The organism is Nostoc sp. MG11 (assembly GCF_014904695.1).
GTDB lineage: Bacteria > Cyanobacteriota > Cyanobacteriia > Cyanobacteriales > Nostocaceae > Komarekiella.
This window is the reverse complement of sequence record NZ_JACXXN010000060.1, coordinates 1-26663: the sequence shown is the minus strand read 5'-3', so window position 1 is coordinate 26663 and position 26663 is coordinate 1. Positions and strand designations below refer to the sequence as shown.

35 protein-coding genes and 2 pseudogenes are annotated in these 26663 nt (G+C 42.3%); 19 read left to right on the top strand and 18 right to left on the bottom strand.

Features of this window, described 5'->3' with window-relative positions:
- Window positions 1–92: 92 nt before the first annotated feature.
- The 10 genes from HCR01_RS33295 to HCR01_RS33255 all read right to left on the bottom strand — a co-directional run bounded on the left by HCR01_RS33295 (window position 93) and on the right by HCR01_RS33255 (window position 4355).
- A complete protein-coding gene (locus HCR01_RS33295; RefSeq protein ID WP_226889858.1) occupies window positions 93–431 on the bottom strand; it encodes an MT-A70 family methyltransferase in 339 nt (112 codons plus the stop codon).
- The gene (locus HCR01_RS33290) at window positions 422–958 is read right to left on the bottom strand and encodes an HAD-IIIA family hydrolase (RefSeq protein ID WP_193200230.1); all 537 of its coding nucleotides are present in this window, start codon (window positions 956–958) and stop codon (window positions 422–424) included. Before HCR01_RS33290 ends, HCR01_RS33295 begins: the two co-directional genes overlap by 10 nt.
- Window positions 955–1149, bottom strand: coding sequence for a hypothetical protein (locus tag HCR01_RS33285; protein WP_193200229.1), 195 nt, complete (start codon window positions 1147–1149; stop codon window positions 955–957). The genes HCR01_RS33290 and HCR01_RS33285 overlap by 4 nt, the downstream gene beginning before the upstream one ends.
- Window positions 1150–1250: 101 nt before the next feature.
- Entirely contained in the window at window positions 1251–1547 is a 297-nt protein-coding gene (locus tag HCR01_RS33280; protein WP_193200228.1) for a VVA0879 family protein, read from the bottom strand.
- A complete protein-coding gene (locus tag HCR01_RS33275) occupies window positions 1540–1749 on the bottom strand; it encodes a hypothetical protein (protein WP_193200227.1) in 210 nt (69 codons plus the stop codon). Before HCR01_RS33275 ends, HCR01_RS33280 begins: the two co-directional genes overlap by 8 nt.
- A gap of 24 nt (window positions 1750–1773) precedes the next feature.
- A complete protein-coding gene (locus HCR01_RS33270; protein WP_193200226.1) occupies window positions 1774–2232 on the bottom strand; it encodes a hypothetical protein in 459 nt (152 codons plus the stop codon).
- A gap of 136 nt (window positions 2233–2368) precedes the next feature.
- Window positions 2369–3031 carry a hypothetical protein gene (locus tag HCR01_RS33265; protein ID WP_193200225.1) on the bottom strand — a complete coding sequence of 221 codons (663 nt, stop codon included), beginning with the start codon at window positions 3029–3031 and terminating at the stop codon, window positions 2369–2371.
- Window positions 3028–3162: a hypothetical protein gene (locus tag HCR01_RS40265; protein WP_264299973.1), complete on the bottom strand. Its 135-nt coding sequence runs from the start codon at window positions 3160–3162 to the stop codon at window positions 3028–3030. The genes HCR01_RS33265 and HCR01_RS40265 overlap by 4 nt, the downstream gene beginning before the upstream one ends.
- A gap of 12 nt (window positions 3163–3174) precedes the next feature.
- Entirely contained in the window at window positions 3175–4005 is an 831-nt protein-coding gene (locus tag HCR01_RS33260) for a KilA-N domain-containing protein (RefSeq protein ID WP_193200224.1), read from the bottom strand.
- A gap of 71 nt (window positions 4006–4076) precedes the next feature.
- Window positions 4077–4355: a helix-turn-helix domain-containing protein gene (locus HCR01_RS33255; RefSeq protein WP_226889856.1), complete on the bottom strand. Its 279-nt coding sequence runs from the start codon at window positions 4353–4355 to the stop codon at window positions 4077–4079.
- A 432-nt stretch (window positions 4356–4787) separates the two neighbouring features.
- Here HCR01_RS33255 and HCR01_RS33250 point away from each other — a divergent pair, with 432 nt between their 5' ends.
- The 11 genes and pseudogenes from HCR01_RS33250 to HCR01_RS33200 all read left to right on the top strand — a co-directional run bounded on the left by HCR01_RS33250 (window position 4788) and on the right by HCR01_RS33200 (window position 15008).
- Window positions 4788–5639, top strand: coding sequence for a hypothetical protein (locus tag HCR01_RS33250; RefSeq protein WP_193200223.1), 852 nt, complete (start codon window positions 4788–4790; stop codon window positions 5637–5639).
- A 158-nt stretch (window positions 5640–5797) separates the two neighbouring features.
- On the top strand, window positions 5798–6295 hold the full coding sequence (locus tag HCR01_RS33245) for a hypothetical protein (RefSeq protein ID WP_193200222.1): 498 nt from the start codon (window positions 5798–5800) through the stop codon (window positions 6293–6295).
- A gap of 98 nt (window positions 6296–6393) precedes the next feature.
- The gene (locus HCR01_RS33240) at window positions 6394–6771 is read left to right on the top strand and encodes a DUF6876 family protein (protein ID WP_193200221.1); all 378 of its coding nucleotides are present in this window, start codon (window positions 6394–6396) and stop codon (window positions 6769–6771) included.
- A 70-nt stretch (window positions 6772–6841) separates the two neighbouring features.
- Window positions 6842–7738, top strand: a complete 897-nt coding sequence (locus HCR01_RS33235) for a hypothetical protein (protein WP_193200220.1) — start codon at window positions 6842–6844, stop codon at window positions 7736–7738.
- Window positions 7739–7975: 237 nt separating this feature from the next.
- Window positions 7976–8530, top strand: a complete 555-nt coding sequence (locus HCR01_RS33230; protein WP_193200219.1) for a hypothetical protein — start codon at window positions 7976–7978, stop codon at window positions 8528–8530.
- A 560-nt stretch (window positions 8531–9090) separates the two neighbouring features.
- Window positions 9091–9486, top strand: a complete 396-nt coding sequence (locus tag HCR01_RS33225; RefSeq protein WP_193200218.1) for a hypothetical protein — start codon at window positions 9091–9093, stop codon at window positions 9484–9486.
- A gap of 150 nt (window positions 9487–9636) precedes the next feature.
- Window positions 9637–9930: a hypothetical protein gene (locus HCR01_RS33220; protein WP_193200217.1), complete on the top strand. Its 294-nt coding sequence runs from the start codon at window positions 9637–9639 to the stop codon at window positions 9928–9930.
- 28 nt (window positions 9931–9958) lie between these two features.
- Complete coding sequence (locus HCR01_RS33215) at window positions 9959–10228, top strand: hypothetical protein (RefSeq protein ID WP_193200216.1); 270 nt, start codon at window positions 9959–9961, stop codon at window positions 10226–10228.
- A gap of 442 nt (window positions 10229–10670) precedes the next feature.
- Window positions 10671–11471, top strand: a pseudogene (locus HCR01_RS33210) (IS5 family transposase).
- Between the two features lie 518 nt (window positions 11472–11989).
- Window positions 11990–12982 (top strand): Rieske 2Fe-2S domain-containing protein, encoded by a 993-nt coding sequence (locus HCR01_RS40585; protein ID WP_193200215.1) that lies wholly within the window; start codon window positions 11990–11992, stop codon window positions 12980–12982.
- Window positions 12983–14024: 1042 nt separating this feature from the next.
- Window positions 14025–15008, top strand: coding sequence for a calcium-binding protein (locus HCR01_RS33200; RefSeq protein ID WP_193200214.1), 984 nt, complete (start codon window positions 14025–14027; stop codon window positions 15006–15008).
- A 644-nt stretch (window positions 15009–15652) separates the two neighbouring features.
- Here the strand turns inward: HCR01_RS33200 and HCR01_RS39385 are convergent.
- From HCR01_RS39385 to HCR01_RS33170, 6 genes are all read right to left on the bottom strand, one after another.
- Entirely contained in the window at window positions 15653–16543 is an 891-nt protein-coding gene (locus tag HCR01_RS39385; protein ID WP_226889853.1) for a hypothetical protein, read from the bottom strand.
- A 15-nt stretch (window positions 16544–16558) separates the two neighbouring features.
- Window positions 16559–16783, bottom strand: coding sequence for a hypothetical protein (locus HCR01_RS40995; RefSeq protein ID WP_413774002.1), 225 nt, complete (start codon window positions 16781–16783; stop codon window positions 16559–16561).
- Window positions 16784–17029: 246 nt separating this feature from the next.
- Window positions 17030–17380 (bottom strand): transposase, encoded by a 351-nt coding sequence (locus tag HCR01_RS33185; RefSeq protein ID WP_193200213.1) that lies wholly within the window; start codon window positions 17378–17380, stop codon window positions 17030–17032.
- A gap of 44 nt (window positions 17381–17424) precedes the next feature.
- Window positions 17425–17736, bottom strand: coding sequence for a hypothetical protein (locus tag HCR01_RS33180; RefSeq protein ID WP_193200212.1), 312 nt, complete (start codon window positions 17734–17736; stop codon window positions 17425–17427).
- 203 nt (window positions 17737–17939) lie between these two features.
- Window positions 17940–18815, bottom strand: a complete 876-nt coding sequence (locus tag HCR01_RS33175) for a DUF4397 domain-containing protein (protein ID WP_193200211.1) — start codon at window positions 18813–18815, stop codon at window positions 17940–17942.
- A 392-nt stretch (window positions 18816–19207) separates the two neighbouring features.
- Complete coding sequence (locus HCR01_RS33170; RefSeq protein ID WP_226889851.1) at window positions 19208–19477, bottom strand: hypothetical protein; 270 nt, start codon at window positions 19475–19477, stop codon at window positions 19208–19210.
- A gap of 160 nt (window positions 19478–19637) precedes the next feature.
- On the opposite strand from HCR01_RS33170, the pseudogene HCR01_RS39375 reads away from it, so the two are divergent.
- Window positions 19638–19909 (top strand): annotated as a pseudogene (locus tag HCR01_RS39375) (hypothetical protein); the annotation flags it as partial.
- A gap of 57 nt (window positions 19910–19966) precedes the next feature.
- Here HCR01_RS39375 and HCR01_RS33165 read toward each other — a convergent pair.
- Together HCR01_RS33165 and HCR01_RS33160 are read right to left on the bottom strand one after the other, a co-directional pair.
- A complete protein-coding gene (locus tag HCR01_RS33165) occupies window positions 19967–21343 on the bottom strand; it encodes a hypothetical protein (RefSeq protein WP_226889849.1) in 1377 nt (458 codons plus the stop codon).
- A 381-nt stretch (window positions 21344–21724) separates the two neighbouring features.
- On the bottom strand, window positions 21725–23413 hold the full coding sequence (locus tag HCR01_RS33160; RefSeq protein ID WP_193200210.1) for a hypothetical protein: 1689 nt from the start codon (window positions 23411–23413) through the stop codon (window positions 21725–21727).
- Window positions 23414–23450: 37 nt separating this feature from the next.
- Here HCR01_RS33160 and HCR01_RS33155 point away from each other — a divergent pair, with 37 nt between their 5' ends.
- The 7 genes from HCR01_RS33155 to HCR01_RS33125 all read left to right on the top strand — a co-directional run bounded on the left by HCR01_RS33155 (window position 23451) and on the right by HCR01_RS33125 (window position 26510).
- Window positions 23451–23660: a hypothetical protein gene (locus HCR01_RS33155; protein WP_226889847.1), complete on the top strand. Its 210-nt coding sequence runs from the start codon at window positions 23451–23453 to the stop codon at window positions 23658–23660.
- A 13-nt stretch (window positions 23661–23673) separates the two neighbouring features.
- The gene (locus tag HCR01_RS33150) at window positions 23674–23991 is read left to right on the top strand and encodes a hypothetical protein (protein ID WP_193200208.1); all 318 of its coding nucleotides are present in this window, start codon (window positions 23674–23676) and stop codon (window positions 23989–23991) included.
- A 107-nt stretch (window positions 23992–24098) separates the two neighbouring features.
- Window positions 24099–24695 (top strand): hypothetical protein, encoded by a 597-nt coding sequence (locus HCR01_RS33145; RefSeq protein ID WP_193200207.1) that lies wholly within the window; start codon window positions 24099–24101, stop codon window positions 24693–24695.
- Between the two features lie 74 nt (window positions 24696–24769).
- Window positions 24770–25408 carry a hypothetical protein gene (locus tag HCR01_RS33140; RefSeq protein ID WP_193200206.1) on the top strand — a complete coding sequence of 213 codons (639 nt, stop codon included), beginning with the start codon at window positions 24770–24772 and terminating at the stop codon, window positions 25406–25408.
- Window positions 25409–25489: 81 nt separating this feature from the next.
- Complete coding sequence (locus HCR01_RS33135) at window positions 25490–25759, top strand: hypothetical protein (protein ID WP_193200205.1); 270 nt, start codon at window positions 25490–25492, stop codon at window positions 25757–25759.
- A 2-nt stretch (window positions 25760–25761) separates the two neighbouring features.
- Window positions 25762–26241, top strand: a complete 480-nt coding sequence (locus tag HCR01_RS33130) for a hypothetical protein (protein WP_320073232.1) — start codon at window positions 25762–25764, stop codon at window positions 26239–26241.
- Window positions 26242–26312: 71 nt separating this feature from the next.
- On the top strand, window positions 26313–26510 hold the full coding sequence (locus tag HCR01_RS33125) for a hypothetical protein (RefSeq protein WP_193200204.1): 198 nt from the start codon (window positions 26313–26315) through the stop codon (window positions 26508–26510).
- Window positions 26511–26663 lie beyond the last annotated feature (153 nt).

Below are 26663 nucleotides of genomic sequence, written 5' to 3'. Positions count from 1 at the left end.
CTGGCTTAAGGTTTTTTACCTTTTCGTACGTCATAGATGTCAAGAATGCTCTAACCTACTTGTCCCACCCTCATGGGACTTTTGCAAGAGGTCTAATGTTCAGTGCAATTCCTTAACCAGTGGCCAGTACCAATATGCGGAGTCCCGGTTTTGGTTACTTTTTCCCACGTTAAGATTGTCTTGAGGTCAAATCCCCACTGCTGCAAGCATTGTGCAGCTTCTAGCATGTGGTTATTGGTAAACCATAGAAATAGAACACAGCCAGTAGAATCGCACAAGTCAAGTATGGGCAGCGCGAGAATTTCTTCTGTTCGCATTGGTTGATATGGGATGCGATTGCGATGGGTTTTATCGTTGGAGCGCAGTCTATAAAACCAAGGCGGGTCTATAACGATGCACTGGTATTGTCCAGTGAGTGTTGTTAGTTGCATTCGCCCCTCCAATCAGCAGCCCAAAGAAAAGGGATATTGGCAGCAGTAGCGCAAGCTTGGTCTTCGCTTCGATCGCCGACAAATAAGGATGATTTTGCGTCAATGATTTTACCTAAATCGTTGATTGCTTTTTGAACCATTCCTGCACCCGGCTTGCGAAATGATTGATAAAAGGGCTGATTTGAAATTGGGTCTAGGAACTGATGCCTTTCCCAAGCTTCATGCTTTTCATCAGAAACTCTATAGATTAAATCTCCGTCAAAGTCGGGGCAGAAATAAACTACTTTTAATTCAGGTAGCAACTGCATCGTGTATTGCTGTTCAGTGATCGCATCCTCCAAACTTTTCTTTCCTGCTGCTACACCACCCTGGTTGGTAATGCCAATTATGTGGTAATTAAGATATTGGGAAATTGCATCTTGGACTCCAGGAATGATTTCTTGATCTTCTGGTTTATTGATGAATGTTGTACCGCTTTTGGTGCGGCGGATGGTTCCATCCAAATCTAAGAAAAGTATTTTATTCATGGTTTATCCTTAATAATTTGGGCGCTAATGGATTCAAAGTCAGCTTGAAAAATATTCAGGTCAAAATGCATTTCACCACTGTTATATTGCTCAACAATGTGCTGTCTGATTTCTGGCTCTGACAACCCATCGGGTATATCAATGTGGGCTTCAGATGTGAGCTTTTCGACTACTGTAACGATGGCTTTCATTTTTGTTATCCTTGAAATAAGGAGTGTTTTTGTGTGGCGATTGTTACTGAATTAAGTAATAATCGCTTTATTTATTTATATTCCTCTAAGAAAATATTTCCTCAAACTCCAAATTCAAAAACTTTACACCCATCAATATCAACTGGATTAAGATTTATTAATCCACCTCCTGCATAGTTACAAGGAATTTTGCGCTTATCCTTGTCGTCAAAAGCTTCTTTATGCACCTCTAACCACCGTCCTATGCAAGAGAAGCCAACGGCAGAAGATGGAGCACCAGCTTTTTTGTAGTCCTCGGTAGTAGCACTATGTCCACAACAGGGACACTTAAATTTCCATTGCATCTTGTTTTGTCCAAATAACGTTTCTCCTTGAGTAATCCATTGTTGTTTATTCATCTTCTGACTCCTCTTCACATTCAAATTCGATTGATTCAAATTCTTCAATGGCAAGCATAGCCATAGCTACACACGCCCTTTCTGCTGGATGTGTCGCTGATTGCATTCGATATGATTTGGGGACTACATAACCCTGAATCGCGTAAAACTTCCGAGCTAGTTTCTCAATCAGCGCGTCTTTTTGAAATAATCCGATTTCCATATTTTCTCCCGTTGAATAACTTAATTACTGCATTTGAAATTGTCTGACAACAACTTCCTCTTTTGCATCAAACAACGACATTTGCGATCGCTGACCCTGAATGTACGCCTCTGACTCCGCAAGTAATTTGTTAATGCGTTCTTCCAACTCATCTGAAACTACAGCTTTGGAAATATGAGGCGTGTTCACCACTACAGCCAAATCATTAATCTTGCTCTGCACAGTGATATTGATGCCTATGCCATCATCAGAGTGCTTGAGGGTAACACCTATAACTTCTCCTTCTGACCACATATCAAAGTCCAATCCACAGAATTTTATTGCGTCATTTAGTAAACCATTCATGACATCAAAAAACGATGGTTTGGGTGACTCATCACACGAAAACTTAACTGTTTTGCGCTCATTGGAGCTAGATTGTGAAGGTAAATCGTACATAATTTCTATGTCGTTGTCCTTGACTTTGATTTTGTTAATTTCCATAGAGTTATGGGGCGATATAGAGTTTTGTTGTCACTAGAATTTCTGGAGTTTTTCGATTAAAAGCTGGTAAGTTAAACATGGATAATTACTCATTCTTGATTAGGCGATTGCTTTACTTAGTGTTAGGCGATCGCTCTTACCTCCACGGCGTGAAATTATTCCACTGAAACCAGCTTGATCCAGATTGAAGGTATGCATCTGTGCGATGGACGTCCATTGGATTCCCCCAGTAACAGCAAGCATTAATTGCGAAAACGGGTTCTTCTCGGCAAGTGCCATCCTGTAAAAGAACGGTAGAGATATAGTCTTCAACCCATATTTCAATCCATTCTCGCCGCAAATATTCGGTGTCAAACTGACTCCATTTGCTCCGGTTCCAGCGCTCGTCAGTTTCACGGTCATAACGCCACACCTTGAAAACTTGATTCCAGTAAGCAAGGAAGTCCAGGGCCACAGGCTTAGACTGCATTAGAATCTGTTTATCCCCAGGCACGCACTTTAAATCCTCGTGCAGTCGGGGAAGCTCCGCCGTGATGCCACCGTACTCAACCGTGTACCACTCGATTCCGCTGATGTTTTGGCTTAGTTGAAATGCCCAAACTGCTTCTCTGTTTTTGGCGGCTTGCTGCACTTTTCCCATGAACATATCGAAACGCAGTATGCCCTCAACTGGGGAGAGGCCGCCTTGTATTACATGATTTTGAAGAACTGGGTCGTAAGCTGACTCGTACCCGATTACATTGATGGCTTCTATCTGAGCAGCGATCGCTCTTGCTCTTGGATCTTGGAATTTAGTCATGATTGCTTCTTGTCCCAACTCCAAACTGCTTCCCATTTACCTTCAAGAAAATTTTCATCGCTTACTTCACGGCATTGGTCAGCCCATGAAATTTGTTGGTAAAACTGTTGAAGTATTTCTAGGTCTGTCATAACTACTGCAATTTACTGATATTGCTGAAATAACTCTGTCACCCCAGGAAGCCACCGTAGTTGAAACACCGTTTGATTAGAACCTCGTGCGACAGCTGACACCATGCGTCCCCACTGCTTACCCAACTCTGTGGGACGATACGGTAATTTGCGATCATCAGTGCGATATTGCAGTCCAGCGTTAATCAGCCACTTGTTAACAGCGATCGCACTTTTCCCTATCGCTTCCCCTATCTGCGTCGGGTTGAGATAAGCATCATCGCAGGGGTCAGTGCAAGCGATCGCACTCTTGAGTTCATCAGCAGCAGGCTTGAGGGCAGGGTTAACTCTTGTGGCGGCGTTGACTGCTAATTGCGCGGTGAGGGATTTTTCTAGCCCTGCGAATTCGCCCACCAGTAGGGCTAACTGGGCAGCTTCGTGAGAAGGAGACAATATCTTTGAGCAGTCCTGCGGTTGTTCTGACTTGTCCCACCCCTTAATCGTTTGCATCCATACTCGGATACCAATGGCAATAAATGCCTTACATACCAATCTTGCTTGCTTTTTGCAGTATCTTCCAGCGTCATAAGCGTAATATTCAAGGATGGTTGCAACTGCAAGGTCTGGAATGCCTTCTTGACTCCAAGATTGTAGTGCCGCACTATCAAAACCTTGTTGTATAAGGCTTTGAGCTAATAAAGATGGTTCTAGTGCCGCACCTTCAAATGCCCGGCGAATGGAAGAATCTTGTACATCTGCTAGCCTTGCTGTTGCTCTAATACTGGCTTTACCCTTACCTGATGCGTCTACTTCAATCTCTTCCCTAATCTGCTCAAGGATTTGGGTTATCTCAATTTGTGACATAATTTTGTTTGTTCCTCGCTTTGTGTTTGGGACAGACGATCGCACTCTTCGCGGGGGGTGATCGTCTTTAACTACTCACCGGGGAGATTGTTTAAAATTTCTTGATATTCAACTCCCAAATTTGCGCCTAGTGCCTTTTCGATTCCTCTCAAAGTTTCTATAGGCACATATTGAACTCTCTCGTTTTCGATTCGGTTCCAGTGAGTAGCGCTGATCCCAGCCTCGGCTGCCAACAGTGTTAGCGGCTTTGGCGAAGATTCCCGGAGTTCTTTAATTCTCTTCCCTAGTCCGGGAAATTCCTTGTTGAAGGTGAAAGTAACCTGCATCAAACCTAAATCCATGAGCATCATATCTCAAGTATCATCCTCCGAGGCGTGTTTGGCATATCTTATGTATAACACAGTTAGTTCAACTTGACTAGTTCAACTTGCTATGTTATATTGTTAATCATAAGGGAGGAAACAAGCGCCAGCCTCTCAGCTAAATATAGAGGCGCTCAAGATCAACCTAATCAAATCAAGTTAACGTCCGAGTCCAAACATAGTCCCAAGACATGATTTCAGTTAATTAAAACTAAAGTGCCGCCGGGAAAAGTAGCCGGAGCTAACCCGGAGTAGCCGGAAGTAAACTTGTAACGGCTCAAGCCATCTGGGATGATCCTGATGACCTACCAAGTCTAAAAAAACTGGTTATACGAATTTTGACAATGTAAAACCAAGGCGATCGCTTGCTCGTTAGTAAGTGATCGCCTTTTTGCTGGACATTATATAGTTGTATCGGAGGTGATAAGCATCATCACAGAAAGTCAGATACCAAAATTGAATGCTGCTAAAAACAGATGGTTGCAAATCACAGGTTATGCAGCGAGAGTAAGCATTGTTAAGAGGTGTCTACCAGATTTTCGTGAGTTTGACCCAGAGATTGCATTCCATTGGAGTAAGGCAACACGCATTTATCAAGAGAGAGTCATTAAGCCAAGAGAGGAGCTGTTATTACGTCCACTAACTCCAGCACGTCAAAAATGGGTAAAAACTACCGGATTGAAAGCTTCTCTCCAATCTGTGATTGATGTATTGCCGGAATGTAGCTTTTCCTTAAACACAGAGCGAGACTGGTTATTAGTGACCTCGATATACGTAAAAAGATACCCAGAGAAAGTTCTAGTTCAAAATTCCGAAATCGAAGTTGTTGAAAAAGACGACACAGTTATTAAAACCAGCCCACTTAGTTACAAGCAGCACGACTTTAGAAAAGTTGAGCCACCCACTAGCCTTCTACCTATAATTTCACTGCCAACTCCAGTAGCAACACCATCGACTCCAAAAGATCCTGCTGAACAGCGAATGTCGAACAAACTAGCGGGAATACTAGGAGGAATCAGAGAGGCTAGCAATCCATCTGGACGGGTTGATGTGTTAACTAAGCTTTACGTGATTGAAGTCAAAAAAGCCTGCAACTGGAAGCATGGTATTGGTCAAGCACTGGTTTATCAGTTCTACTATCCCGACAAGAAAGCCGTCCTTTTCTTGTTCGGCGAAGACGTGAACTTGTATAGGGATTTGGCTAAACAGCATTGCGATCGCCTCGGCGTGCTGTACCGTGAAGAATCACAGCAGATGAGTGAAGAGTTTTGAGATGTCTTCACTGGCTTTGAGTAAGAAAAATGAGGCTTCGCCTAATCTAGATTGAGAGTGTTGTGCTGAAAGCACAATGAACTTACCAATAAAAATAGGGCGATCGCCTGCATGGAAAACTTGCGATCGCCTTTTTACCCATTTAAAAGGTGTTTTTCATGATGACACAAATATCAGCCCCAGCGCAAACAAAAGATCCGCTGACGAGCCGCGATCGCCGGATAATTGCAACCATCGTTAATGAGTCCGATTACCCCCACGATTGTCAGATTGAGGATGTTGTGACCATCTGGATAAACTCAGATGATATCGTGTGGGTGAAGATGACCCACGGTTATGCTCGGTATCATAAAGATCTGTTCAAAGCAGCAGTAGCAGAACTCAAAGAAACTCTACCTGAGACGCACCTAGAACGCAACGAAAGATTAGAGGCAGAGTTAGAACAAGCTTGTACTAAGTTCGGCTTATCTCACGCTGAAATAGACTGGCTCTCATTCAGCACAACAGTTTATCGTGATTCTGAGTTAGTGGGCTTCGTCGGATGTAACTGGCAAGGCTGGTACTCGAATCCTCGGAAGTTGGGAGTCAATCGGATAGCTCAGTCGGCAATAGATGCGATCGCATTTTTAGGAGTTCGACCAGCACTAGCAGCGTAATAAACTAGTCGGCGTGGCTCAAATCCTCAGAAGTTACGCCGACAGTCTAAACGGCTGCGCCAATGTGACAGTGAAAGTTACAAGCAGGAATTGCAACCATGACAAATATTACCGCAAAAACCGCAGAGGAATTGATTGCAGACTTAGAGCAGTTCACAGGCTCAGAGGTCGTTCATAGGCATTGGTTGGGCGTTCTGCGCTACACAGAGGGAGTGAAATATTTAGCCCAAGCAACCCAGTGCTACTGGCTGCTGGATGCGATTGGCTCTTATCAGCAGCGGCTTGGGTCTAATCCCAGGCTGCGAGAATTTCAGGTGTGGCGTTTGGTGATGGAGAACCAGTCAGGGGTGCTGATTTGCGAGGAAGATACGGACAAGGAAGTGCTGCGACAACAGATAAAGTACACAAATTTTCCGCTGCCGGAAATCACGCTGTATCTGGCGCAGAAAGTACTTATGCTGTCCTCGGAGTATTAATAATAAAAGGTGGGTTTTAATACCCACCACGCCTGAAGTAATCAAATACAGTACAGTTTGCACTCCAAAAATGATCCAACAACCTCATGATAAATTTGCAAAACAGTTTTTAGAGGAGTTACTTGCTCCCTTTGGGGAAGTAAGAACGAATAGGGAAGTAACAGACGAAGCTAGATTTGTTGACGTGTTATTTTTCCCGACACCAACACCTGCAACTAATGCAGAAACTTTAGGATTGTTGGGTAGAATTGCCGTGTTAAATACTACTTTACTAGAACCGTTTCGCAATCAACCAAGTAAAACAGAAGTGCGTAATTGTCTCCAAAAATTGTTCACTGTGATTGCAGACGCACAGCGTAAAGCTAACAGGGAAAACACAACCATCTCGGAGAATGATTTACCAAGGTTGTGGATATTAACGCCCAGTGCTTCAAAAGCTTTGCTCAAGGCTTTTGGAGCTACACTAGATTTAGAAAATTGGATAGAAGGGATGTACTTTCTGCCTGAAGGTATAAGGGCAGCAATAGTAGCGATTAACAAGCTACCACAAACTCCAGAAACACTATGGTTTAGACTCTTAGGGAGGGGAAAAATACAAAGGAAGGCAGTAGAAGAACTGGTTGCACTACCACCATCCGACCTTGTACGCCGGAATGTACTGGAAATAATTTACAGGTGGCGTATCAGTGTAATGGCACAGACAGAATTAACCAAAGATGACCAGGAGTTGATCATGAATTTAACCCAAGCCTATGAAGAAGCCAGAGCCGCGGCTGTGCTTGAAGGAGTACAACAAGAACGCCGTCAAGTTGTGGAAAACTTGTTGAGATTCCGATTTGGTTCTGTGGATGAGGAATTAGCGGGAGTGGTCGATAGTTTGTTGCAGTTAACTCCAGAGGAGTTCACCCCTTTATGTCTTGAATTATCTCGTGAAGATTTGCTGGCAAGATTTAATTCACATCAATAATCTATAACTGTAAATAATTATTAGTAAAAAGCGCTTTTGTGAAATCAAGAGCGCTGTTTTATTGGCTCTGCGCTTCATATATAGCAAAGTGCTGAGCGCTGAGTGCTGAGTGCTGAGTTAAAATCCAGTTAGTAAAAGGTTTTGAGTAATCAAGATTGTCCTAACCTATACTTCGACTGCTATATCACAATTAAACGGCTGCGCCAATGCGAAAGTGAAATGTATTGGTATTGAACAATGAATCCTCAAGAAACATCAGAATTACTTGCTGCTTTAATGCGCCAAGAAGAACTACTCAAGCAGCTGGTCGCTTCAATCAATAAGCCAAAGTTAGGACTCCACAATGATGCTGGCATCAGCAAAATCTACTGCAATCGTCACAACGGTTATATGTGGTACACACTATCGAATTCAGAACCGCAGGCTGTTGATGCCACTGCCTTAACGGGATATCTGCGAGAACTGCGATTCGAGAAATGTGAACGGCGGGGTAAGGAAGTACACAAGCTGCTAGCTACAATTCAGGCTGACCGAACATACATCTTGGAATCTGGACATGATACTCAGTTTGCCAAAGGGTTATTAGCAGCCATTGCCAGTTTAACTCCACAACAGCTTTATTCACCCATAACCTTACAACCGCAGCCAGGGACAGATGATAGCGTTTTGTTCTGTAGGGTGTGGGTTGGGTCTGAATTCATCAAAGCATCCTATGGTGAAGAAACGAACTGGCGAGAAATCAGTAAACAGGCTTTGGCTGTTACGAAAGCTGCAAATGAAATGGTGTTTTAGTAATTAAATAAACAACAACAAAAAGCCCTCCAGCAAAGCAGAGGGAATGATTAGAGTAAGTTGAAAGACAATGCAAAAATAAAGAGCCAGATATTTATCTGGCTTTTTGATGTAATCTGACTTTCAATTCCTGAATAGTATCAGATGAATATCTTTTGAGATACTCATACGCATCACGTATACAACAGCATTTCACAAATTAAACTATTCATCCCAAATTCCAAATTAAAGTTCTAAGCAGAAATAAAAGCCTCACCTGGCTTCGGAGATGAGGCTTGTCGTAGATTTTCCTATTAACGCTGTTACTATAAATCAACTAACAGCCTAAAAGATGTTCCTCTGGACAGAAGAAATAGCGGTGCAACACTTTAAGTAGTGCTAAATAATACAACAATCCATCACAATTACAAACCTTTATTTGGATTTAATTTTTGTCTAAGTACCGTTAGTTGTAAATAGGGTTTGGGCGATTGATATCAAGTGTTGCTCAAGTCTTATCTACAGCTAACTTGTGCTGTTATTCCACTACTCACAATTAATCAAAACTAGAGGAAATAATCATGCAATCTACAGCCATAATGCCACGTTCTTGGAAGCAACCTCTTTTCACCATTGGTCAGCGTACACAACAAGGGAGAATTATTGGTATCAACTACTCGACTCAAAAGCAGAGCGAAGGTTGGTACTACACAATATTAATTGATGAAAGCTCTGGACAAGTAGTACAACTGCCAGAAACTCAGGTTCGTCTACTTTCAAAACAAGAGATAGAAGCAAAAATATTAGCCGAAATCGACTTGCATCTGGCACGATTAACAATTCTCCAACAAGAATTAGATGCAGATTTAGAAATTCGCACTCCCTTTGGCACAGTGAGCGCACCTCTTTCTCAAACACCTCGCTCATCGAACGGTACATCCAGATTATCTCAACCCAAGAAAAAGGTTAGCGCTTAAAACTTGGACATTGTATTTACTAGAAAAATGCGGAAACTTCACTTACCAGAAGTTTCCATACCCCAAATTATAACTAAAGGTGAAAGTCATTATCGCACATTGCATTGCTACGCTTCCAAGTGATGAGTTATTTAAATAAGGACAGTTTAAATGAGCAAAATACAACAGCATCAACAAGCTTGGGATACGTTGATGTCTCTCAACAAACGACATTATGTTTCGACTGGTTTTTACGCACTGGGGGACGCTTATTTAATTAGTGGTAAAGACCCAAAACACAAGAATATCATTGTCCTCGTAGAACATCGGCAAAAAACGCAGATTAATCATTGGGATTATCAGTGTAAAAAATCTGAATGTCCTCAACCGACAATCACAACTAACGGTGACGATGGTAACGGCAACTTGAAACGAAAAGCCGTGTCGCTCAAGGTTTACAGTTAGTTCTTTCTCTTCAATAAGGATAACAAAAATGGAACTCAATTCTGTTTACGATCCCAAATTACTTAATCCAACAAAAGTCTACCAAATTGATGGAGCTTTCTATCAATATTTGTACTCTTCAGGTAGCAATACTCATCCAAAGTATGTGTTTGGTCATTTACCAATACCAGGGCAAAAACAGAAATCAAACTTGGTACTGAATCGAGATAAATTAATGATTCGCTGTTCGGAAGTTGTCGGGATGACTTGTAAAACTAGTGCCACTAAATATTGCTCCGAACAACTTCAGTTATTTTGAATCAGAATGCTATCGGGGGGACAAAATGGTCTAGAATTCTTATGGGATAAAGAATATAGGAACTTGTAGTAAAAGAAAAAGAGCTTTCATTCGCAACAAGTTCTGTTTAATGATAATATTACCGGAATTCTACGAAACACACTTCAAGCGAGAACTGGGACGTGCGGAATATTTATTACTAAAAATTCTGATAAAAAAACTATGACTAGTTGGGAAAAATGCTAGACACTCAATTAAACAGTCTTAGCATTTTTCTTTTCATAAGCTAATATTTCGGACAAGTCTAATAGTTTGTTTTCTGGAAGTTCCCTTCTATTTTCTGCATGAGAAAGTGAAAACTTGTTGATAAGAGGCTGTCTATAAAGAAATGTAAACAGAGCAAAGTAAGGTGATCTGCACAAAAGAAAATTGAGTTTGAAGTAATAGAGTAGTAGTTTCAAACATGACACGCAAAGCGTATCCAAGTGATGTAAATGATGTAGAGTGGGGAATTATACAACCTCTACTTCCGGCTTCACAACCTATCGGTCGCCCTCGTGAGGTAGATTTCAGAGAAATTATTAATGGAATTTTTTACGTTATGCATGAAGGATGTACGTGGCGTGCATTGCCACATGACTTACCGCCTTGGCAAACCGTTTATAACTATTTTCGTCATTGGCAACGTTTAGGAGTGTGGCAAAAAATTCACAGGCAATTGCGACATCAAGTTCGTGAAAGTATGGGTAAAAAACAAGAGCCAACTGCTGCCATCATTGATAGTCAATCAGTGAAAACGGCAGAAAAAAAAAGGAGGTATACGGTTATGACGGTGGAAAACAAATAAAAGGACGTAAACGTTTTATTCTGGTTGATACTTTAGGACTGGTTTTGGCAGTTATCGTCACAGAAGCAAACTTTCCAGAACGTTTAGGAGGCGCAGCAGTAGTGATGGAAGCTGCACAAGCAACTGAAAATTTAGTTGTTATTTGGGTAGATCAAGGTTTTAGTGGCGATAAGTTTGCAAAAGTAATTCAACAGTTATGTAATGAAGACAGTTGATGTTATTTGTCGTCAATCACCTGAGTTTGAGATATTACCTAAATGCTGGATTGTTGAGCGTACATTCGGATGGTGGAATCAATATCGTCGCCTTAGTAAAGATTATGAACTTTTACTAGAAATGAGCGAATTTATAATTTACACAGTTATGATTCGTTTGATGTTGAAACGTCTTGCAAAACCTCTTTTGATTACTTCATAATTGTTTACAAACAACCTCTAAGAGAATCAATAACATGGAGTTGCACAAGCCTTGAGCATACTCTTAATAGATGCTATACATGTACTGCAATAGCATCATGGGTTTGATAATAGATTTTACAAACATGCAGCCTTGATAGTTGTGTATTAAGTAGAATAGCCTAAATATTTGTAGTTGGGATGAGGCAGGAGGGTTTTAGCCTTGTTTATCTTTCTTAGCATAATTGTGTTTTTTTCTACTGACTTACTTGCATTGTTAATATAAACAGTAAAGTTGTTAATTAGGGTGAATTGTCAACTCAAACTAACAATACGTTTTTAAAACTAGTTCTAGCAAGTATTACAATCCTAATCTTTATATATTACTGATGTTTGAATATGTCTAGCAGTTCAAAGTTTTTTTTTGACTGGCTAAAGAAAAGTCAGTTAGTTAAAAATACCTTTTGCTTAATAAGCTTATTGGCTGCTTTCAATTCTCTATTTCAGATTACATTCATTACTTAAAAGTAGTAGAAAAGCGTGTTAAAAAACTTCTGGTATGCATGTGAACAAAGCTCTGTTATTAAAAGCAAGCCTAAGCGTATTAATATGCTTAACCAAGTATTTGTCCTATACCGTAATTCCAAAGGGCAGGCAATCGCTCTTTTAGATACGTGTCCTCATCGCGGCGCAGCTCTATCTAATGGACGAGTAGAAGGCGATTGTATCCGCTGCCCTTATCATGGTTGGAAATTTCAAACAGACGGTACTTGTATTGAAGTTCCCGCCAATCAGCCTGGTCTATCTATCCCTAAAAAGGCACGCGTAGATAGATACCCAGTTCAGGAAAAATACGGTTTTGTCTGGCTGTTTTGGGGAGACCTTCCTGAGGAAGAATGTCCCCCACTTCCAATACTTCCCGAAGTTCACAATTCCACTTTGCGACCTCTGCAATTTGAGTTTAAATGGAATGCTCACTACACCCGCTTAGTAGAAAACTCCATTGACCCTGCTCACTCAGCCTTTGTCCATGCTAATTCTTTTGGTAGCGGCATGGCCCAGGAACCGCAGCTTCCAAAATACGAGATCCGTTTGGAAGATTGGGGCGGAACTAGCTTCCTCAACCTCAAGCAACACGCACCCAAAGGCATTTTTTGGAGATACATCCATAGCAAAAAACGCTCAACAATTAAGACAACGCGTACTATTTACATGCCCAATATTATTTACAGTGATTTTGAGAGATTTTTCACGTTTGTTGCTCATGTCCCCGTTGATGATCACACTACGATTACCAAATTTATCCAGTTTCGTAGTTTTTTGACTCAGCCCTGGGCGGATAGCATTTTTCAAAAGTATAGTTTAAAGATTAACCAAGAAGATCAGCTAATAGTTGAATCCCAGTATCCCAAAATAGTGCCCTACGATTTGACAGCCGAAATTCACACTCCCTCTGATGCTTTATCACTTGCTTATCGACAACTACGTAAAAAATGTTTAGATATGGGTTGGGGTCTTGCTCCCCATATTTAGATAAACTCCGCTATATACAATCTTAATATGTGTCACAAAATAAGTTATGTTCATTGGTTTGAGGAAATGATGTTATTGTTATGTTGGCTAAAACTGGGGTATAGAGTACAGGGAATGAAAAGAAAATTATATTTTTGTACACCCTGCCCCGAAACCCGATAGGGTTCAAGTTCCTATCAATTACCCTACATCCTTCTTTTGGACTAATTTTAAGCTTTTTAGAGTTATTTTAATTAAAATTTTATATCAGTATTCAACATTGTTGATGTTCAAAGGATTTGTATATTTATATACTAAAAAAATAGATAAGATAAAATTATTTACTTCTTTAGATATAGCAATAAATCAATAGACATAATGGTATTTTAAACGAAGAAGGATATCAATTAATTCATTTTGAATAGGGTTGACACTACTTCTTTTTTCAGATTTTTTGCACAAAGATCTGAACTTTTTATGTTGAGTAAATTTTTCAAGGATGGAGATTTTGATAATTAATATTAATGTGCAATTATCCTATCTATGATTTATGTCTGGCTTTAAGAGTTAGAATTTTATTTTTCTTTTATGAGAGTAATAAAATGAGTGAATATTTGAAATTTAACATTCATTTTTGTAGAGAAAATAAAATGTGTACATGAAGTACCAAAAAATCTGTCATAGCTAACTTGTAGCAGTTGTTGCCCTGGGCGAAGTTCTGAGGCTCAAGGTGATCGCCTAAATCAGGCTAACCCTGTTTGAAACTTTGAGCGGTCTAAGCCGCACTCTGTGGGAAGCCTCACCCCAAAGACTTTTTCCACAGCGGTATCTCATCGCTATGTGTCTGTTTATGGATGCAACATGCGATAGGGACGCACATCTGTGTACCCTACGCAAAACACTACTGGCTGCTGTATTTATTTCATGCAATTGACAACGGCTATATAGCTTGGTTAATTGACAGTTTTCTCAATAAATCTAGACAATCCTTGGATCTCTCCCAGATTGTCTATAACTACTGTTGGCCTTTCACTAACTCCTTTGAGTAAAGAGACAAAAACATATGTCTAACCTAATTTTTGGTACACCTGCGAGTGATTTTGTTCCTGGTACGGTTCAGAGTGATAACATTTTTGCGCTAGATGGCGACGATACGATCGTATCCCTAGACGGTAACGATCAAATCTTTGGTGGTGATGGGGCTGACCTAGTCATTGCTGGAAATGGCAAAGACTTGATTGAGGGCGAGAGCGGTAACGACCAAATCTTCGGTGATGCTGGCAATGACAATATTGATGGCGGTGCTGGAGTTGATGTCCTCCACGGGGGCTGTGGCAATGATGTCATCCTTGGTGGCGGTGGAGGAGACAGAATCTTGGGTAATGCTGGAAATGACATTATCAACGGCGAAAGTGGAAATGACATTATCAACAGCGGAGCTGGCGCAGACACCATTTTTGGCGGTGAGGGAAATGATCGAGCCTTTGGGGGTTCTGGAAATGACGGACTATTTGGTGGCAATGGTGACGACGCACTCAATGGTGATGCAGGGAATGATTCTGTTAATGGCAACGCTGGTAACGACACACTTTTTGGAGGGACAGGAGTTGGGAATGATCTTCTTAGTGGTGGAGATGGCAACGACTTATTAATTGGTGGAGCTGGTAACGACTTCTTATTAGGTGGTAATGGGAGCGATCGCCTGATTGGCATCGAACCTTTTGCACCAGGGTTTGGATTCGGTACTGGCGAACTTGATACCTTAACTGGTGGTAAAGCAAGTGATACCTTTGTTCTGGCATCAGGCACTGAGGTTTTCTATAATGATCTTGGTAAAACTGATTTCGCCCTGATTACTGACTTCAATATCACAGAAGATTTGATCGAATTAATCACTCTACCTGCGGGGTCTACATCTTCGTTTAGCTTGAGTGCCTCTCCTACTGGTTTACCATCAGGAACAGGGATATCTTTTGACAACGACCTAATTGCAATTGTTCAAGGAGTTACCCTTTCAGACTTTAACAGCGGTTTTGTTTTTGTCTGAAATCTCAAAATCTACTGTTACAGTGATCGCTGTGTCTTGTCTACGTTAGGTTGCGCGTAGCAAACTTGAATCAAGCCAAAAAGTCTTATGTATAAATGCGATTTATCGCGTCTAATAAGACTGAGGACACTTGAACTTAAGCGTTTGTGGTAAATTTAGGAATTTAGTGTTAAGTTCAATTCCTACCATTAAATTCCTCTATAGTCTCCTTAAACAAGAAGCTAAGGTTGCAGCAAGCTTGGACTTACTGTTAATGAATGATATATCTGTAATATACTCATTGATTTAGTGAGGCAAACAGTAGTTTGCTGCATTTTGGTAATTAATTTTATCAAGATGCAGTTTTTTGTTAGTACAAACTTGTTAATAATTTTCACATTGGCTCATATCCCTCTGCATTTATCCCTCTTCTGTCACTTTCCGAGTATTCTGACCCACATTCCGCACCCAGAAATGTCACAAAAGAAAAGGCTCTCAACTATCAGCCATCTTTGCTCTATACCAGCATAGTTACCGGACTTAACTATATATGAATAGCCTGTTATTTCACACTCTATTAGTGTAGTGTAAAGATCAATTTGGCATCAGCATCCAAGCGGAAATTTACAGAATATGTATAGTTTATAGCCTGTTGTACAGACTCACTACTCCTCCCAATTAAGCAACATCCCATCCACAATCGCGATCCCCCACTGCGAAAACTTCACCAATAGTTTCTTAATCACAATCTGCAAAGCCGGATCGTCATTCCAACACTCCTGCAAAAATTGAAACCCCGGATTCTGCCCGGAATTCGCCGCAAGTTTGAGTTTCTGCATACGCTCCGGTCGCAGATTTGACCTTGCAACAATCGCTTCATGCGACCATTTTTCAGAATTTACGACGGACGGGGCGGAACTTTCACCCTCATCAACTGCTTTGATTTCTACACCCGGAACTGAATTTTCAACTAACAACGTAGCAGAATAGCCCTGTTCTACCTCCCCCTGTCTTTGATTTGCGTAGACGTGAAACGGCTTGTCGTTAGACATCGCTGAATTTAGAGATTTTTCATTTTGTGCAACGGGCGCGGCGGAACAAGTGCCTTCATGAAAGACTGCCGCCTCAACACCACAGTCCTGGTTTTCAGCCAACAAAGAAGCGGAATTACTTTGTGCAGCATCCACAAGCGCCAGCGATGTGCAGTCATTCGTCGTAGGCGAATCTTCCTCCTTCTCTGACACGCCCCCGACAGACTGAGGCGACGCGACCCCCAAGGGAGCGTGAGCCGCCTCACAAGAGTGCGAAATTTCGGTAAGCGTGTCAGAGATACACCTCACAATCTCTTTTGAAGAGATTGTGAGGTGTTCCTGAGTAGTTCGTGAGGGTTTCCCAAACGCTTGCTCTGACTGACTTTGACCTAAAATAGATGCTTCATACAAAGCACGCATTTCTTCAGAGCCAGCATCTTTCTTTGAAATCTCAGCAGAGGGTTCTTGTTTTTCAGCATCTGGTTGTTGATTAAGAGAATTAGCTTTCTCCCAAAATTCCTTCATCCGACTACCATGAACCTATCCCACTAATAAAATTCTCTGAATCCAAATATGAATAGTAGCAAGGTCAATGAATGCATCAAAATATACTTTTTTACGTTCCCAACGAACAACTAGGCGACGATATTTACGTTGATACCAAGCAAAACAACGTTCTTGCTGATATCTGGGAACAGAGATTTTAATAGGTCTACCTCTGTTTTTCTTGGTTTTCCAAACCCGTTTTGGTATTTGGGGCCGAATGCCTCGTTTACGTAGGGCAGCACGTTTTTCCTTTGAATCGTAACCTTTATCAGTAGCCAGACCTGAAGTTTTTTACGTGGTCTACCCCGTTTCAAAGTTCTCAGTTTTACTTTGTCAAGTAGAGGTAATACTTGTTCTCTCTCGTTACCATTGGCGGGAGTGGTAGAGTTAGCCAGCGGCATTCCATTGCCTTCGGTCAGTGTGTGAATAAGAACACCTTTACCCTTGCCACCATAAGCAATTTCCTCACCTCCTCCCTTCCCAGGGGGAAAAAGAGCCATCAACAGCTCCAAAATCCCAGTTGATAGGACCTTTCTCATCAGCGATCGCTAATATACCTGCCTGTAAATATTCAAATGTTCCATCTGAGCGCCATCGCTTTAACCATCGGTGGGACGAGCTTTTCGATGCCCATATATCACCACGTGGTAGGTCACACCATCGACACCCAGTAATCAGGATATACAACAAACTATTTAATACATAACGATATGGTGCATGAGGCATTCCTTTGCCACGTTTAGATGTTTCCTCAGAAAATATATCTTCAAACAACTTCCACTCTAGGTCACTCAGTCCTTCAAAACGTCCAGCCATACAGTGATACACCCTTCTCAAATGAGAAGTAGATTACCACATTTTCATATTAGTGGGATAGATTCATGGCTCCCCTTGTAACCACGCCGTTGAATTTCCCCAAACAGCCCTTTGGTATCGAGACAACCTTCGTTCCAGCGTTTGAGAAGGTAATCTTTGTAAGGGTTTAGCAGGCTTCGACCACGGTCGTTACGTCCTTGACGTTCGACAAAAGTGGAGGTACTCAGGTAACGAAATACAGTCCCATGACCAATGCCAAGTTGCCGAGCAATAGCTTGTCCTGACCACCCCTGGCGATGTAATTCCCTTTCCTTGCTGATAAATCGCCAGTCTTCGTGTACGACGCTGTTCGGCAAGGCGCTCCTGTTTAGTCGTCGTTGGAGGTGGTGGGACTGGTACAATTACTGTGCCGTCTCTTTGGATCACCTCGATTTGACTGTAAGCTTCATCAACTTCTTTAAAGTCTTTGCTATGCACATGAAACACTCGTTCAAGCGTTTTGGATTGGATAGGTTCTAAGATTCCTATGGCTAAAAATGCATCACTAAGTTGATATTGCTTACTGCACAATCTGATTACACCCATTAGCATCAGGAGGCGCTGTTTGTGTTGAGGCAGTTGTGAGTAGCAGTGAGTTAGGTGCTTGGCCTAAGCCATTACCTGTAGCAATTACATCAAAAATGACTCCGGCCGGGACTTGTTGATTGGCAACTTCTACTGTGATTGGTGGGTTGAAGGCATTATTGATCAATGGGTCAAATTGGTCAGGTAGAACTGGATTAAAGTTATATGTACCAGCCGTAAGTTCTGGGTAAGGAATAGCAGTTTTGGGTATCAGGTCTGTGATCCGAGTTTCATCCACATTTGGGCTAGAGGATTTGCTAATACGGAAATCTATAACAGCGCTAGTTTCCGAAAAGCGATACCAACGTCCTTTAAATTTACCTGGATTAGGCTGTGTTAAATCCTCTGGAATCACAAAGGGTGATTCATTAAATAATGGTTGACCTGAGGGGCCTTGTAGTGTTCCTGTTATCGCTACTGTATAAGCACTATTAGGCGCTCCTGTAAAGGTTCTATAAGCAATTGTACTGCGAGTACCAGATCGCACAAAAAGTACCTCAATATTTCCTGGTGCTACATCTACATATTTACTAGCTTGACGAAAATCTACATTCTCCAAAATTTTTTTACTGTTGACAATGACATCAATTGGTGATGCAGTACCAACCGCAGCGTTAATAACTCTTAATTTGGTAGGGCATAAAGAAAATTTATCAGGCTTTTTAGGAGAATTTACTTGGCTTTTAGTGGAAAATTTTTGTAAAGACTCTGTAGATAGTTGAGAATTGGCTAAACTTTTGTATGGATAATTAGTCAAACTAATTAAAGATAATGTCAAAGCACCTAAGAATAATCGTCTTGTTAGAAACATATCTTCCTCCTATCGTGAAACAAAAATAACAAATGAGCAAGCTTTATTCTGCATAAAAAATGATGCAATAATCATCACAAAGATTTTTTATGTATAGGGATATAGGTGCAGGCTTTGTCAACGTAAAAGACAACGGGCGCACAATAGCATTCGCCTCAAGACATTAGACTTGGGCAGAATATTATTGCAACAGCACATATAGTGGCTGGCTTCAAGTGTCCAACGTGACAAATGCTTTGGTGGAAGCCGCTTGAAGTTTATCGATAGCGCACTTTATGGTTCTAATATTTCACGATTTTCAGAAGAATGCAAGGAAAGTTAAGACAGTTAACAGCCATCATTAAAACACTTGATAACAGCTTAGGTGCTTGATAATAAATTTATACTTGTAATTATATATGCAGGTAGTTGACATAGTGAGCAGTATTCATTCCTGCACCCCAAACCGCCTCCCCATCCGGCGTATACACAATTTCCCCAGACATCGCAATCACAATCCTCTCTCGTCGCGCCCACTCAAAGGGAGCGATTGCACCAAACTTAGCCTGTTGTGCTTCCGGCTTCCTGCCTTCCTTACAAGCTGCCACAAACACGGCTTTGGGTGACTTAATCCCTTTCCAAGTTCGCAGTGCCTCTTTGAGATAAGCGATTGCCTTTGGCACTACCCTCTGGGCAATCGCCCCTGGTACATTCTCCCAACACCGCCTAACTGTACGCTGAATCTCTGCATTTAGTCGAAGCTATGGGGGTACAAGCAGAGTATTTCTATCACCAATTAAACTATAAGGAAGTGAAAATAACTGTTTAGGAGGCGGGTTAAGTGTGTGGTTCTGGGAAAAAGATTCAGTTGAGTACGAGATATTCAAGGAATACGAACGAGCGTTGGTAGCCATTGGTGTAAACTTACCAATGTTGGATCACTGGAGCAAAGGTGGTGGAATTCCGCACTCAAAATGTGGGGGTACGATTTACGTAATCAACTTGTTGCTGATGTATTTTATGACGAGGGTAGAGAATTCATCAAATTCACTAACGGCAAAGAAATTACGGTAGAGACAGCATGGCGTTGGGGGTGGGAACGAGTACTACAATATCTGCCAGCAGATGAAAGCGATCGCAATCAAGTCACTACAATGAGGGGCGATCATCGCCTACCCGTTCCAATCAACCAACACCCCATCCACAACCGCAACACCCCACTGCGGATATTTCGCCAACAATTTCTTGATCATGATCACAAGTGCCGGATCATCCCAACACTCTTGCAAGAATTCAAACCCCGGATTCTGCCCTGAATTCGCCGCCACTTTGAGTTTCTGCATACGCTCCGATCGCAGATTTGACCTCGCTACAATCGCCTCATGTGACCATTTTTCAGTGACAAGCGCGGCGGAACCTTCACCCTCATGATCTGCTTTGATTTCTACGCCCGAAACCGAGTTTTCAACCAACAACGAAGCAGAGGGGCAACTCGGTTCTATTTTCTGAGCTGCGATGGCTACGCCCGCCGCAGGCATCGCTGAAGTTGAAGATTTTTCAATTTGGGCAGGCGACGCGGCGGAAACAGTGCCTTTATGATCCGCTTTCATTTCTATATCTGAAACTGAATTTTCAAGTAATAATGAAGCCGAATAACCCTGTTCTACTTGACCCTGTGTTTGATTTGCGATGGCTACGCCCGCCGCAGGCATCGCTGAACTTAAACAAAATTCATTTACGCCAACGGGCGTGGCGGAAAAAGTACCTTCATGACAGTCTCTCGGTTCAACATCACAATCCTGGTTTTCAGCCAATGAAGAAGCGGGATTACTCTGTGCAACTTCCACAAGCGCCAGCGTCGTGCAGTCCATTGCCGTAGGCAAGTCTTTCTCTTTCTCTGACACGCTTTCGACAGTTGGAGGCGACGCGACCCCCAAGGGCGCGTGAGCCGTCTGCTCCTCACGCGGATTTTGTGTAAGCGTGTCAGAGATACATCTCACAAACTCATTTGATGAGTTTGTGAGATGTTCCTGAGTAGTTCGTGAGGATTCGCAGAACCCTTGCTCTGACTGATTTTCACCTGATATAGATGCTTGATTTAAAGCACTCATTTCTTCTGGGGCAGCATCTTTCTCTGAATCCCCAGCATTTGGTTCTCGTTTTTCAGCATCTGGTTTTGGTGACGCAGAATTAGCTTTCTCCCAAAACTCCTTCATTCGGCTACCGTGCAAATTCTTCACCATCCAGGTAACGGTTTCTCGGCTATCCTGAATCGACTTGTCCGGCTTAAAAATGAACAGACCACTGTCAGAGAGAATTTTCTTCGCAGAGATAAAAGTACTGTAACCTAAAGCTGAGGTTAAAGGCATCCACCGAGAACCATAAGGGTCAGCCGTCCAGCACTCCTGCCATAGCTGATTAACAGAGGGCTTTTGCTGTGATGCCCACAGCATATCTTCAATCGGGATAATTACATGAAGCCTTTTATATGGAGATTCCTTTTTGCTAGCAGCCTTTTTGGGTTTGGGTCTTGTGATAGTTGCGGTCATTCTACAATCTCCTGTTTATATTGACCAAAGAGGCAGGGGAGCAGGGAGCAGGGAGAAAGAAGAGCGAATTCCTCTCCCCTGCCAAAAGGGATACAAGCCCCTGTATTTATGTATGGGTATGGGGTTCTCCCCTCCGCACTCTGCTCCCTGCCCCTTATCCTCTTCCTTGACGCACGGAAATTTCTCCCACTGTCAGCGCGGGGCTTGGTATTATCTGTGTATTTATAAAATTGTGTCTAAAAAAACATCAGTATGTTCGGTATTAAAGCTAGGAGTTTTGCTAGAATCTCTCTGTTGTCTACCGTTTGCGGCGGAGACACATTTCAAAGAGTGGTTGTTTGGACTAAGCAATCGCTCTTTGTAAAACTTCAGGCGCTTCTGTTATTCGCTTTGCCAGAATCGCAACTCCTCTGTGGAATACCTCTCAGTCTTCTTTGATTCGTTCCGCCAACAATCCCAAGCCACCACCAACTCTTCGCCCAAGTCCTCCACGACTTCACCCCGTTCCACATACAAAGTGCGGTAGGGGTCAGCGTGAGAGACGATAGAACCAAGCCCAATAATCAATTCGCAATTCGCAACTCGCAATGACGCTCGCAGACTCGCTACCGGTGCGCTAACGCAATTAGAAGAACCGGACTCGGTAGGAGTTTCGTGAAGAAGCGATGGTTCTTTAATTTTGGAGGATTCGGCTTTCTCCAAAGCAGTGATTAACTCTGCCTCTTGTGTGGTTAACTCCGCCCAGTAGTCATTTTTGATAGCCTCATACTCAGTAGCCACACTCAAATAGTCCCACCAACTACACCCAGGCTTGACCAGCACTCCCCGAATCTCACTAACCGCTTGGGGAAGCAGTTGCAATTGCTCTGCCCGATATGCGATCGCCTGCGGTGTCGGTTCACTGCCCAGAATTATCGCCGCAGCTTCGAGCGCTTGGGTGTTGTTCATCGCACTGGCAAGATTCCCCAAAGCCATGCCCATCAAGCGTAAGCATTCTTGGGCATTCTCCTTGGGTGGTTCGGTGGCAAGCGATCGCAGATCAATAGTTTTCTCCAGTGCAAGTTTTACCTGCTTGTTCAAAGCTTTGGTCGCTTGCTGGGTCATGGTATTTCCCCACTGTTGGTCAGGACGTTGAACAAATGCGCGTTCTAATTCCTTCAGACGTTGCTGTAATCGCTGATTCTCCACTTCTAGTTGCCGCAGACCTTCAATTTCTTGAATGTACTGCCGCAACTGAATGATTTCTGACTTCTGCTGCTGGTACAGTTTTTGGGATGATTCAAGTTGCTCTCTTGCTTGTGCTTCCGCTCTGGCTGTGGCTTCTGTTTGTAAACCAATTCTCAACTCCTGCTCCAGACGCTCTAGTTCTTGCCTATGCTGTTTTTTGATTTGAGCGATCGCTTCGGTATATTCTGATGGATAAGTTCGCTCTCTGGGGTAAGGGACGCTGGCAGCATCTAGATCCTCATTGTTTACCAACAGCTTTTCGCCGTTAGGGAAAGTGACAATCTGTCGCCAGTGATTTGGCGCGTCTGCTGAGATCACTGCCGACTCCCCATATCTGGGATGCGATTGTGATGAAATCCTGACCGAATTACACAATTGCGTTTGACTTTTTTCCTTTTTTGTGGTGCGTTTAGCTGCTGGAGCAACCTGTTGTACTGCTTTGGCGAAGTCGGCAGCTGTAGGAAAGGGTTTTTTTTGAGCTGCGATCGCAACAGCTTGTTGAAGCTTTTCGGGAGTTTTGACCAGCCGGAGTAAGGGGCGGGTTTGAGAAGGTTTAGTGATCTTATCTTTGAGATCGTCGGGTAGAATATCAACCACTCGCTTTACTGCGAATAAATCTTTGACTCTGCGATATCCTCCGTGTTTGGTCAACTCGCTTTCGCAGTAATCCTCAAAGCTAGTGTATGCGCCATCTTGGAAATAGCCGTTATCTCGCATCAGCCGCAGTTCATCCGATGCCTGCCACTCGAATCGGTCTATGGCGGCGAAGGTTTCTTGGATGCTGGCGTTGAGATTGCTGTAGTCAAGGGGTGAGGTTATTTCGGAACGGTTTAGTGTCAGCATGATTATCGCCCACTAAGGATTAAGCATCCATAAGTTTTTGTCTATAAAATCGTCAAAACGTTTGCCAGCACTCTTATCTACCAATATTTTTTGTCTACTGTTACTAGCAGTTCTGTGGCATCATAAAATTACGCATCATGATTTAAATATCTTTGACGCGCCTGGCAATATGGTCAATAAGAGCGATCGCTCCGATAAAGATTGGTGGAGGCGATCGCTTTTGTTGTCTAGTAACTATAGAATATAGAATCTGTTAGATTATGGCAAGTGCTGGTAGACAAAAAAAGATTATGTTGGATACAAAATATGTTGCTTCTATTTACTGGGATAAAGAACTAGGCGAACGCCTGAAAGCTTTACGAGCAAGCAATTCTGTCCGTGCAATTTCTGAAAAGACCGCAGAGCTTGGAGAGCGCATATCTCATCAATATATTCATATGCTTGAAGACCCTGAAAGATATGATAATTCAGCTTCTACGGTATCTTTCCCAAAAATTTATGTTCTTCTCAAAGCCTTAAATAGCAATATTGAAGAATTTTTTGACACAGCAGTAACAATTGTGTCTATCGCTCCTTGACATTTGTCTGGTATCAGTAGACAATAGAGTTAACAAAACAAAAGACGAGCGCCCGTCCTGAGAAAACTAAGCGATCGCCTTCTGTCCCTAAAAAGGAGAACTCTATTATGACCCACTTTGCTTACACACAGCAAGTGCCTTCAAGCTTCAACCCCAGCACACTTGCCGATGCTCCCTTCAAAGACGAGCAAGCACTGGCCCAAACAGAACTGTACAAACACCTCGAATTCCAATCCGAAGCTGTAGCCCCAACCAAAAACCTCCTCACCTCACGCGATCGCCGCATCATCGCCGAGATTATCCAAGCACAGCTCGAAACCATCCGCACCATCTGGATTGAGGGCGGTATTACAGTATGGGTGCAGTTTCTAGATGGCGGACGGCTTGCTTTCGACCGGGACTGGTTCGCTACAAGAGTTGCATCCGTTAAGACGACTCTGCCCGAAACCCCACTGGAACGCAACAAGCGCCTGCATGAGGAATTGTCAATAGTTTGCAACAAGTTTGGGATTCAAACGGGACAGATTGATTGGCTATTGTTCAGCACCAAACTTTATCGAGATGGGCAGTGCATTGGATTGGTTGGGTGTAATGCTCAAGGTTTGTGGTATGCCAGACGTGCTCAACTAGGCTGCAATCAGTTTGCCCATACCGCAGAGATAGCGGTGGCATCCTTGGGAGTAAGAGTAGCAGTCGCGGCTTAGTTCCAAGATGAAAAAGGCGATTGCTAACCAAAAAGATATGCAATCGCCCCTACAACGAAATTTCTGACAATATAATGCCGCAAAATACAATCATTACGGACTCCCCTCAAGAAGCTAGTTTAGATGAATCCCAAGAGATAATTCTCCTTTCTCCAACAGATCCCAACGCAGAGGTCATTGAAATCTCTGTTTACAAACTCGTGTATGTCAATGGAGCTTGCCCCAAAACTTATCGAGTGTACAAAGCTCACTCGATGATTGGCCTGTTATTCGAGCATATTACCCACTGGTCTAACGCTGTAGATAAGATTCGCTACGCCCAAGCGTTGGATGCAGCTGTCGGACTAGATGAGTTTATGAAGGTGGCAAGAATGCTCAAAGCAACTACAAACCAACAGGCAGCTATAAAAGAAGCATTGTTTGAAGATGAAGAGTTTGATGCCCTGACTTTTGATGATGTTCAAGATTATCTATTAGCAACAAATATGTCAGTTAAAATTCTTTACGGTCGTCCCAGTAAGTCTGTTAAATACTACTACGTTGTTTCTCAATATCTCGATGGTCAAATTTTTTGGTATGGCAACGCTGGGTGCGCTGGTTGGACAAAATTATCCGATTTTGTTGAGCAGGTAAACACGAGCGAGTGCAAGACAATCGTTGTGATGGCTGATAACGCAATTTCGCTTATCCATCAAGCATTTTTCGATAAGTAATCTAGTGAACAATGTATTCTGACAGCTACGCCTCAATAGATAAAAAGCTGCGCTTGAACTTTTTGATAACTTGAGTAACTTATGGAAATCAAAACAATCTCTGTAACATATCACAGGAAATTCAATTTGGGCGATTATGAATCGTTGGAAATAGGTTGTTCATTATGGGGGCAGATAGACCCAGAAGAAGATGCAGACGGAGCTACGCAATTCCTGTATCAACAAGCGAAAGCTTCAGTCAAAGAAGCGGCTATGCCTGTAATTAAAGAATCAGCTTATCAGATGAATAAAGCCAGAATCCACAAACAATCTGCCAAAAATCAAACTCACGACGAACTGGAGAAATTTTAATTATGACTGAAATTAAATTCGGGTTATGTAACCCGCCAGAACCTATCTATTTATATGTTAAAAACGGAGAACTCAGCGGTGAATCTTATCTCTGGTATCACTACGATATCAACAATGATAAAACTATCCCTGTGCAGCACAGAGGGTTGACAGGATATTTGTCTGAACTCCGAGTTACTACTAAAGAATTCAAAGGCAAAGAAAACATCAAACTAGATATTATTGTCTCTGCTGATGAAGTTTATATAATTAGAACTGGCATAGAAACTAACTTCGCCAAGACATTTCTTTTAGCTATATCTGAAGTTCAAGACTTATCTAAACCTCTGGTTATCGCAGTTACTTCTGGCGAGGAAAATGTCGTCTTTTGTCGAGTTTACGATGCTGTGACTAAAACTAGAATTCGCCGGGAATGGAACGCAAATGCTGATTGGGCAGAAATGATTGCTAACCTCCAAACTAAATTACAGCAAGAGTTTTAGTTAGATATTGGATTTAATTAATTGTGCTTTTCGCATCTTCGCACAATCATGCACTACAAAGAGAAAACATCATGCCACCAAAACCCACTCGTCCCACGTCTGCTGACCACTCTTCTCAATGCCTACAATATCTTCGCCGTTGCGGCGGCAGCGCTCGACTGTGCAATATCAGCTTTAGCCTGGGAGTGATTCAAACGTTGGTCAATCGAAAACTAGTGAAGGTTAGCAATAATGGTGCAGGGTTTTATGTGGAGTTGAACGAAACATGATGGCTAACCACAAACAAATTCTTTATTACCAAGCTCAATTAAACCACAACAAATTGGTTCTTCGTCGCCGGAGCAGAAGAGTTTTCAAGATGAAGAAGTTCATTGACCGCACCATAGAAACGGCAGCGATTGCCTCTTTACTGTTTACCGGAT

Bases quoted from the DNA above. Each gene is read 5' to 3' on its own strand.
- HCR01_RS33260 (WP_193200224.1), bottom strand. From the start codon at position 4,005: ATGTCACAAATTGAGATAACCCAAATCCTTGAGCAGATTAGGGAAGAG.
- HCR01_RS33175 (WP_193200211.1), bottom strand. From the start codon at position 18,815: ATGTTTCTAACAAGACGATTATTCTTAGGTGCTTTGACATTATCTTTA.
- HCR01_RS33145 (WP_193200207.1), top strand. From the start codon at position 24,099: ATGACCCACTTTGCTTACACACAGCAAGTGCCTTCAAGCTTCAACCCC.
- HCR01_RS33245 (WP_193200222.1), top strand. From the start codon at position 5,798: ATGATGACACAAATATCAGCCCCAGCGCAAACAAAAGATCCGCTGACG.
- HCR01_RS33275 (WP_193200227.1), bottom strand. From the start codon at position 1,749: ATGGAAATCGGATTATTTCAAAAAGACGCGCTGATTGAGAAACTAGCT.
- HCR01_RS33235 (WP_193200220.1), top strand. From the start codon at position 6,842: ATGATCCAACAACCTCATGATAAATTTGCAAAACAGTTTTTAGAGGAG.
- HCR01_RS33165 (WP_226889849.1), bottom strand. From the start codon at position 21,343: ATGACCGCAACTATCACAAGACCCAAACCCAAAAAGGCTGCTAGCAAA.
- HCR01_RS33125 (WP_193200204.1), top strand. From the start codon at position 26,313: ATGCCACCAAAACCCACTCGTCCCACGTCTGCTGACCACTCTTCTCAA.
- HCR01_RS40265 (WP_264299973.1), bottom strand. From the start codon at position 3,162: ATGACAGACCTAGAAATACTTCAACAGTTTTACCAACAAATTTCATGG.
- HCR01_RS33270 (WP_193200226.1), bottom strand. From the start codon at position 2,232: ATGGAAATTAACAAAATCAAAGTCAAGGACAACGACATAGAAATTATG.
- HCR01_RS33290 (WP_193200230.1), bottom strand. From the start codon at position 958: ATGAATAAAATACTTTTCTTAGATTTGGATGGAACCATCCGCCGCACC.
- HCR01_RS33255 (WP_226889856.1), bottom strand. From the start codon at position 4,355: ATGATGCTCATGGATTTAGGTTTGATGCAGGTTACTTTCACCTTCAAC.
- HCR01_RS33150 (WP_193200208.1), top strand. From the start codon at position 23,674: ATGGCAAGTGCTGGTAGACAAAAAAAGATTATGTTGGATACAAAATAT.
- HCR01_RS33265 (WP_193200225.1), bottom strand. From the start codon at position 3,031: ATGACTAAATTCCAAGATCCAAGAGCAAGAGCGATCGCTGCTCAGATA.
- HCR01_RS33130 (WP_320073232.1), top strand. From the start codon at position 25,762: ATGACTGAAATTAAATTCGGGTTATGTAACCCGCCAGAACCTATCTAT.
- HCR01_RS33160 (WP_193200210.1), bottom strand. From the start codon at position 23,413: ATGCTGACACTAAACCGTTCCGAAATAACCTCACCCCTTGACTACAGC.
- HCR01_RS33200 (WP_193200214.1), top strand. From the start codon at position 14,025: ATGTCTAACCTAATTTTTGGTACACCTGCGAGTGATTTTGTTCCTGGT.
- HCR01_RS39385 (WP_226889853.1), bottom strand. From the start codon at position 16,543: ATGAAGGAATTTTGGGAGAAAGCTAATTCTCTTAATCAACAACCAGAT.
- HCR01_RS33215 (WP_193200216.1), top strand. From the start codon at position 9,959: ATGGAACTCAATTCTGTTTACGATCCCAAATTACTTAATCCAACAAAA.
- HCR01_RS33280 (WP_193200228.1), bottom strand. From the start codon at position 1,547: ATGAATAAACAACAATGGATTACTCAAGGAGAAACGTTATTTGGACAA.
- HCR01_RS33285 (WP_193200229.1), bottom strand. From the start codon at position 1,149: ATGAAAGCCATCGTTACAGTAGTCGAAAAGCTCACATCTGAAGCCCAC.
- HCR01_RS33225 (WP_193200218.1), top strand. From the start codon at position 9,091: ATGCAATCTACAGCCATAATGCCACGTTCTTGGAAGCAACCTCTTTTC.
- HCR01_RS33220 (WP_193200217.1), top strand. From the start codon at position 9,637: ATGAGCAAAATACAACAGCATCAACAAGCTTGGGATACGTTGATGTCT.
- HCR01_RS33140 (WP_193200206.1), top strand. From the start codon at position 24,770: ATGCCGCAAAATACAATCATTACGGACTCCCCTCAAGAAGCTAGTTTA.
- HCR01_RS33185 (WP_193200213.1), bottom strand. From the start codon at position 17,380: ATGGCTGGACGTTTTGAAGGACTGAGTGACCTAGAGTGGAAGTTGTTT.
- HCR01_RS33240 (WP_193200221.1), top strand. From the start codon at position 6,394: ATGACAAATATTACCGCAAAAACCGCAGAGGAATTGATTGCAGACTTA.
- HCR01_RS33230 (WP_193200219.1), top strand. From the start codon at position 7,976: ATGAATCCTCAAGAAACATCAGAATTACTTGCTGCTTTAATGCGCCAA.
- HCR01_RS33135 (WP_193200205.1), top strand. From the start codon at position 25,490: ATGGAAATCAAAACAATCTCTGTAACATATCACAGGAAATTCAATTTG.
- HCR01_RS33295 (WP_226889858.1), bottom strand. From the start codon at position 431: ATGCAACTAACAACACTCACTGGACAATACCAGTGCATCGTTATAGAC.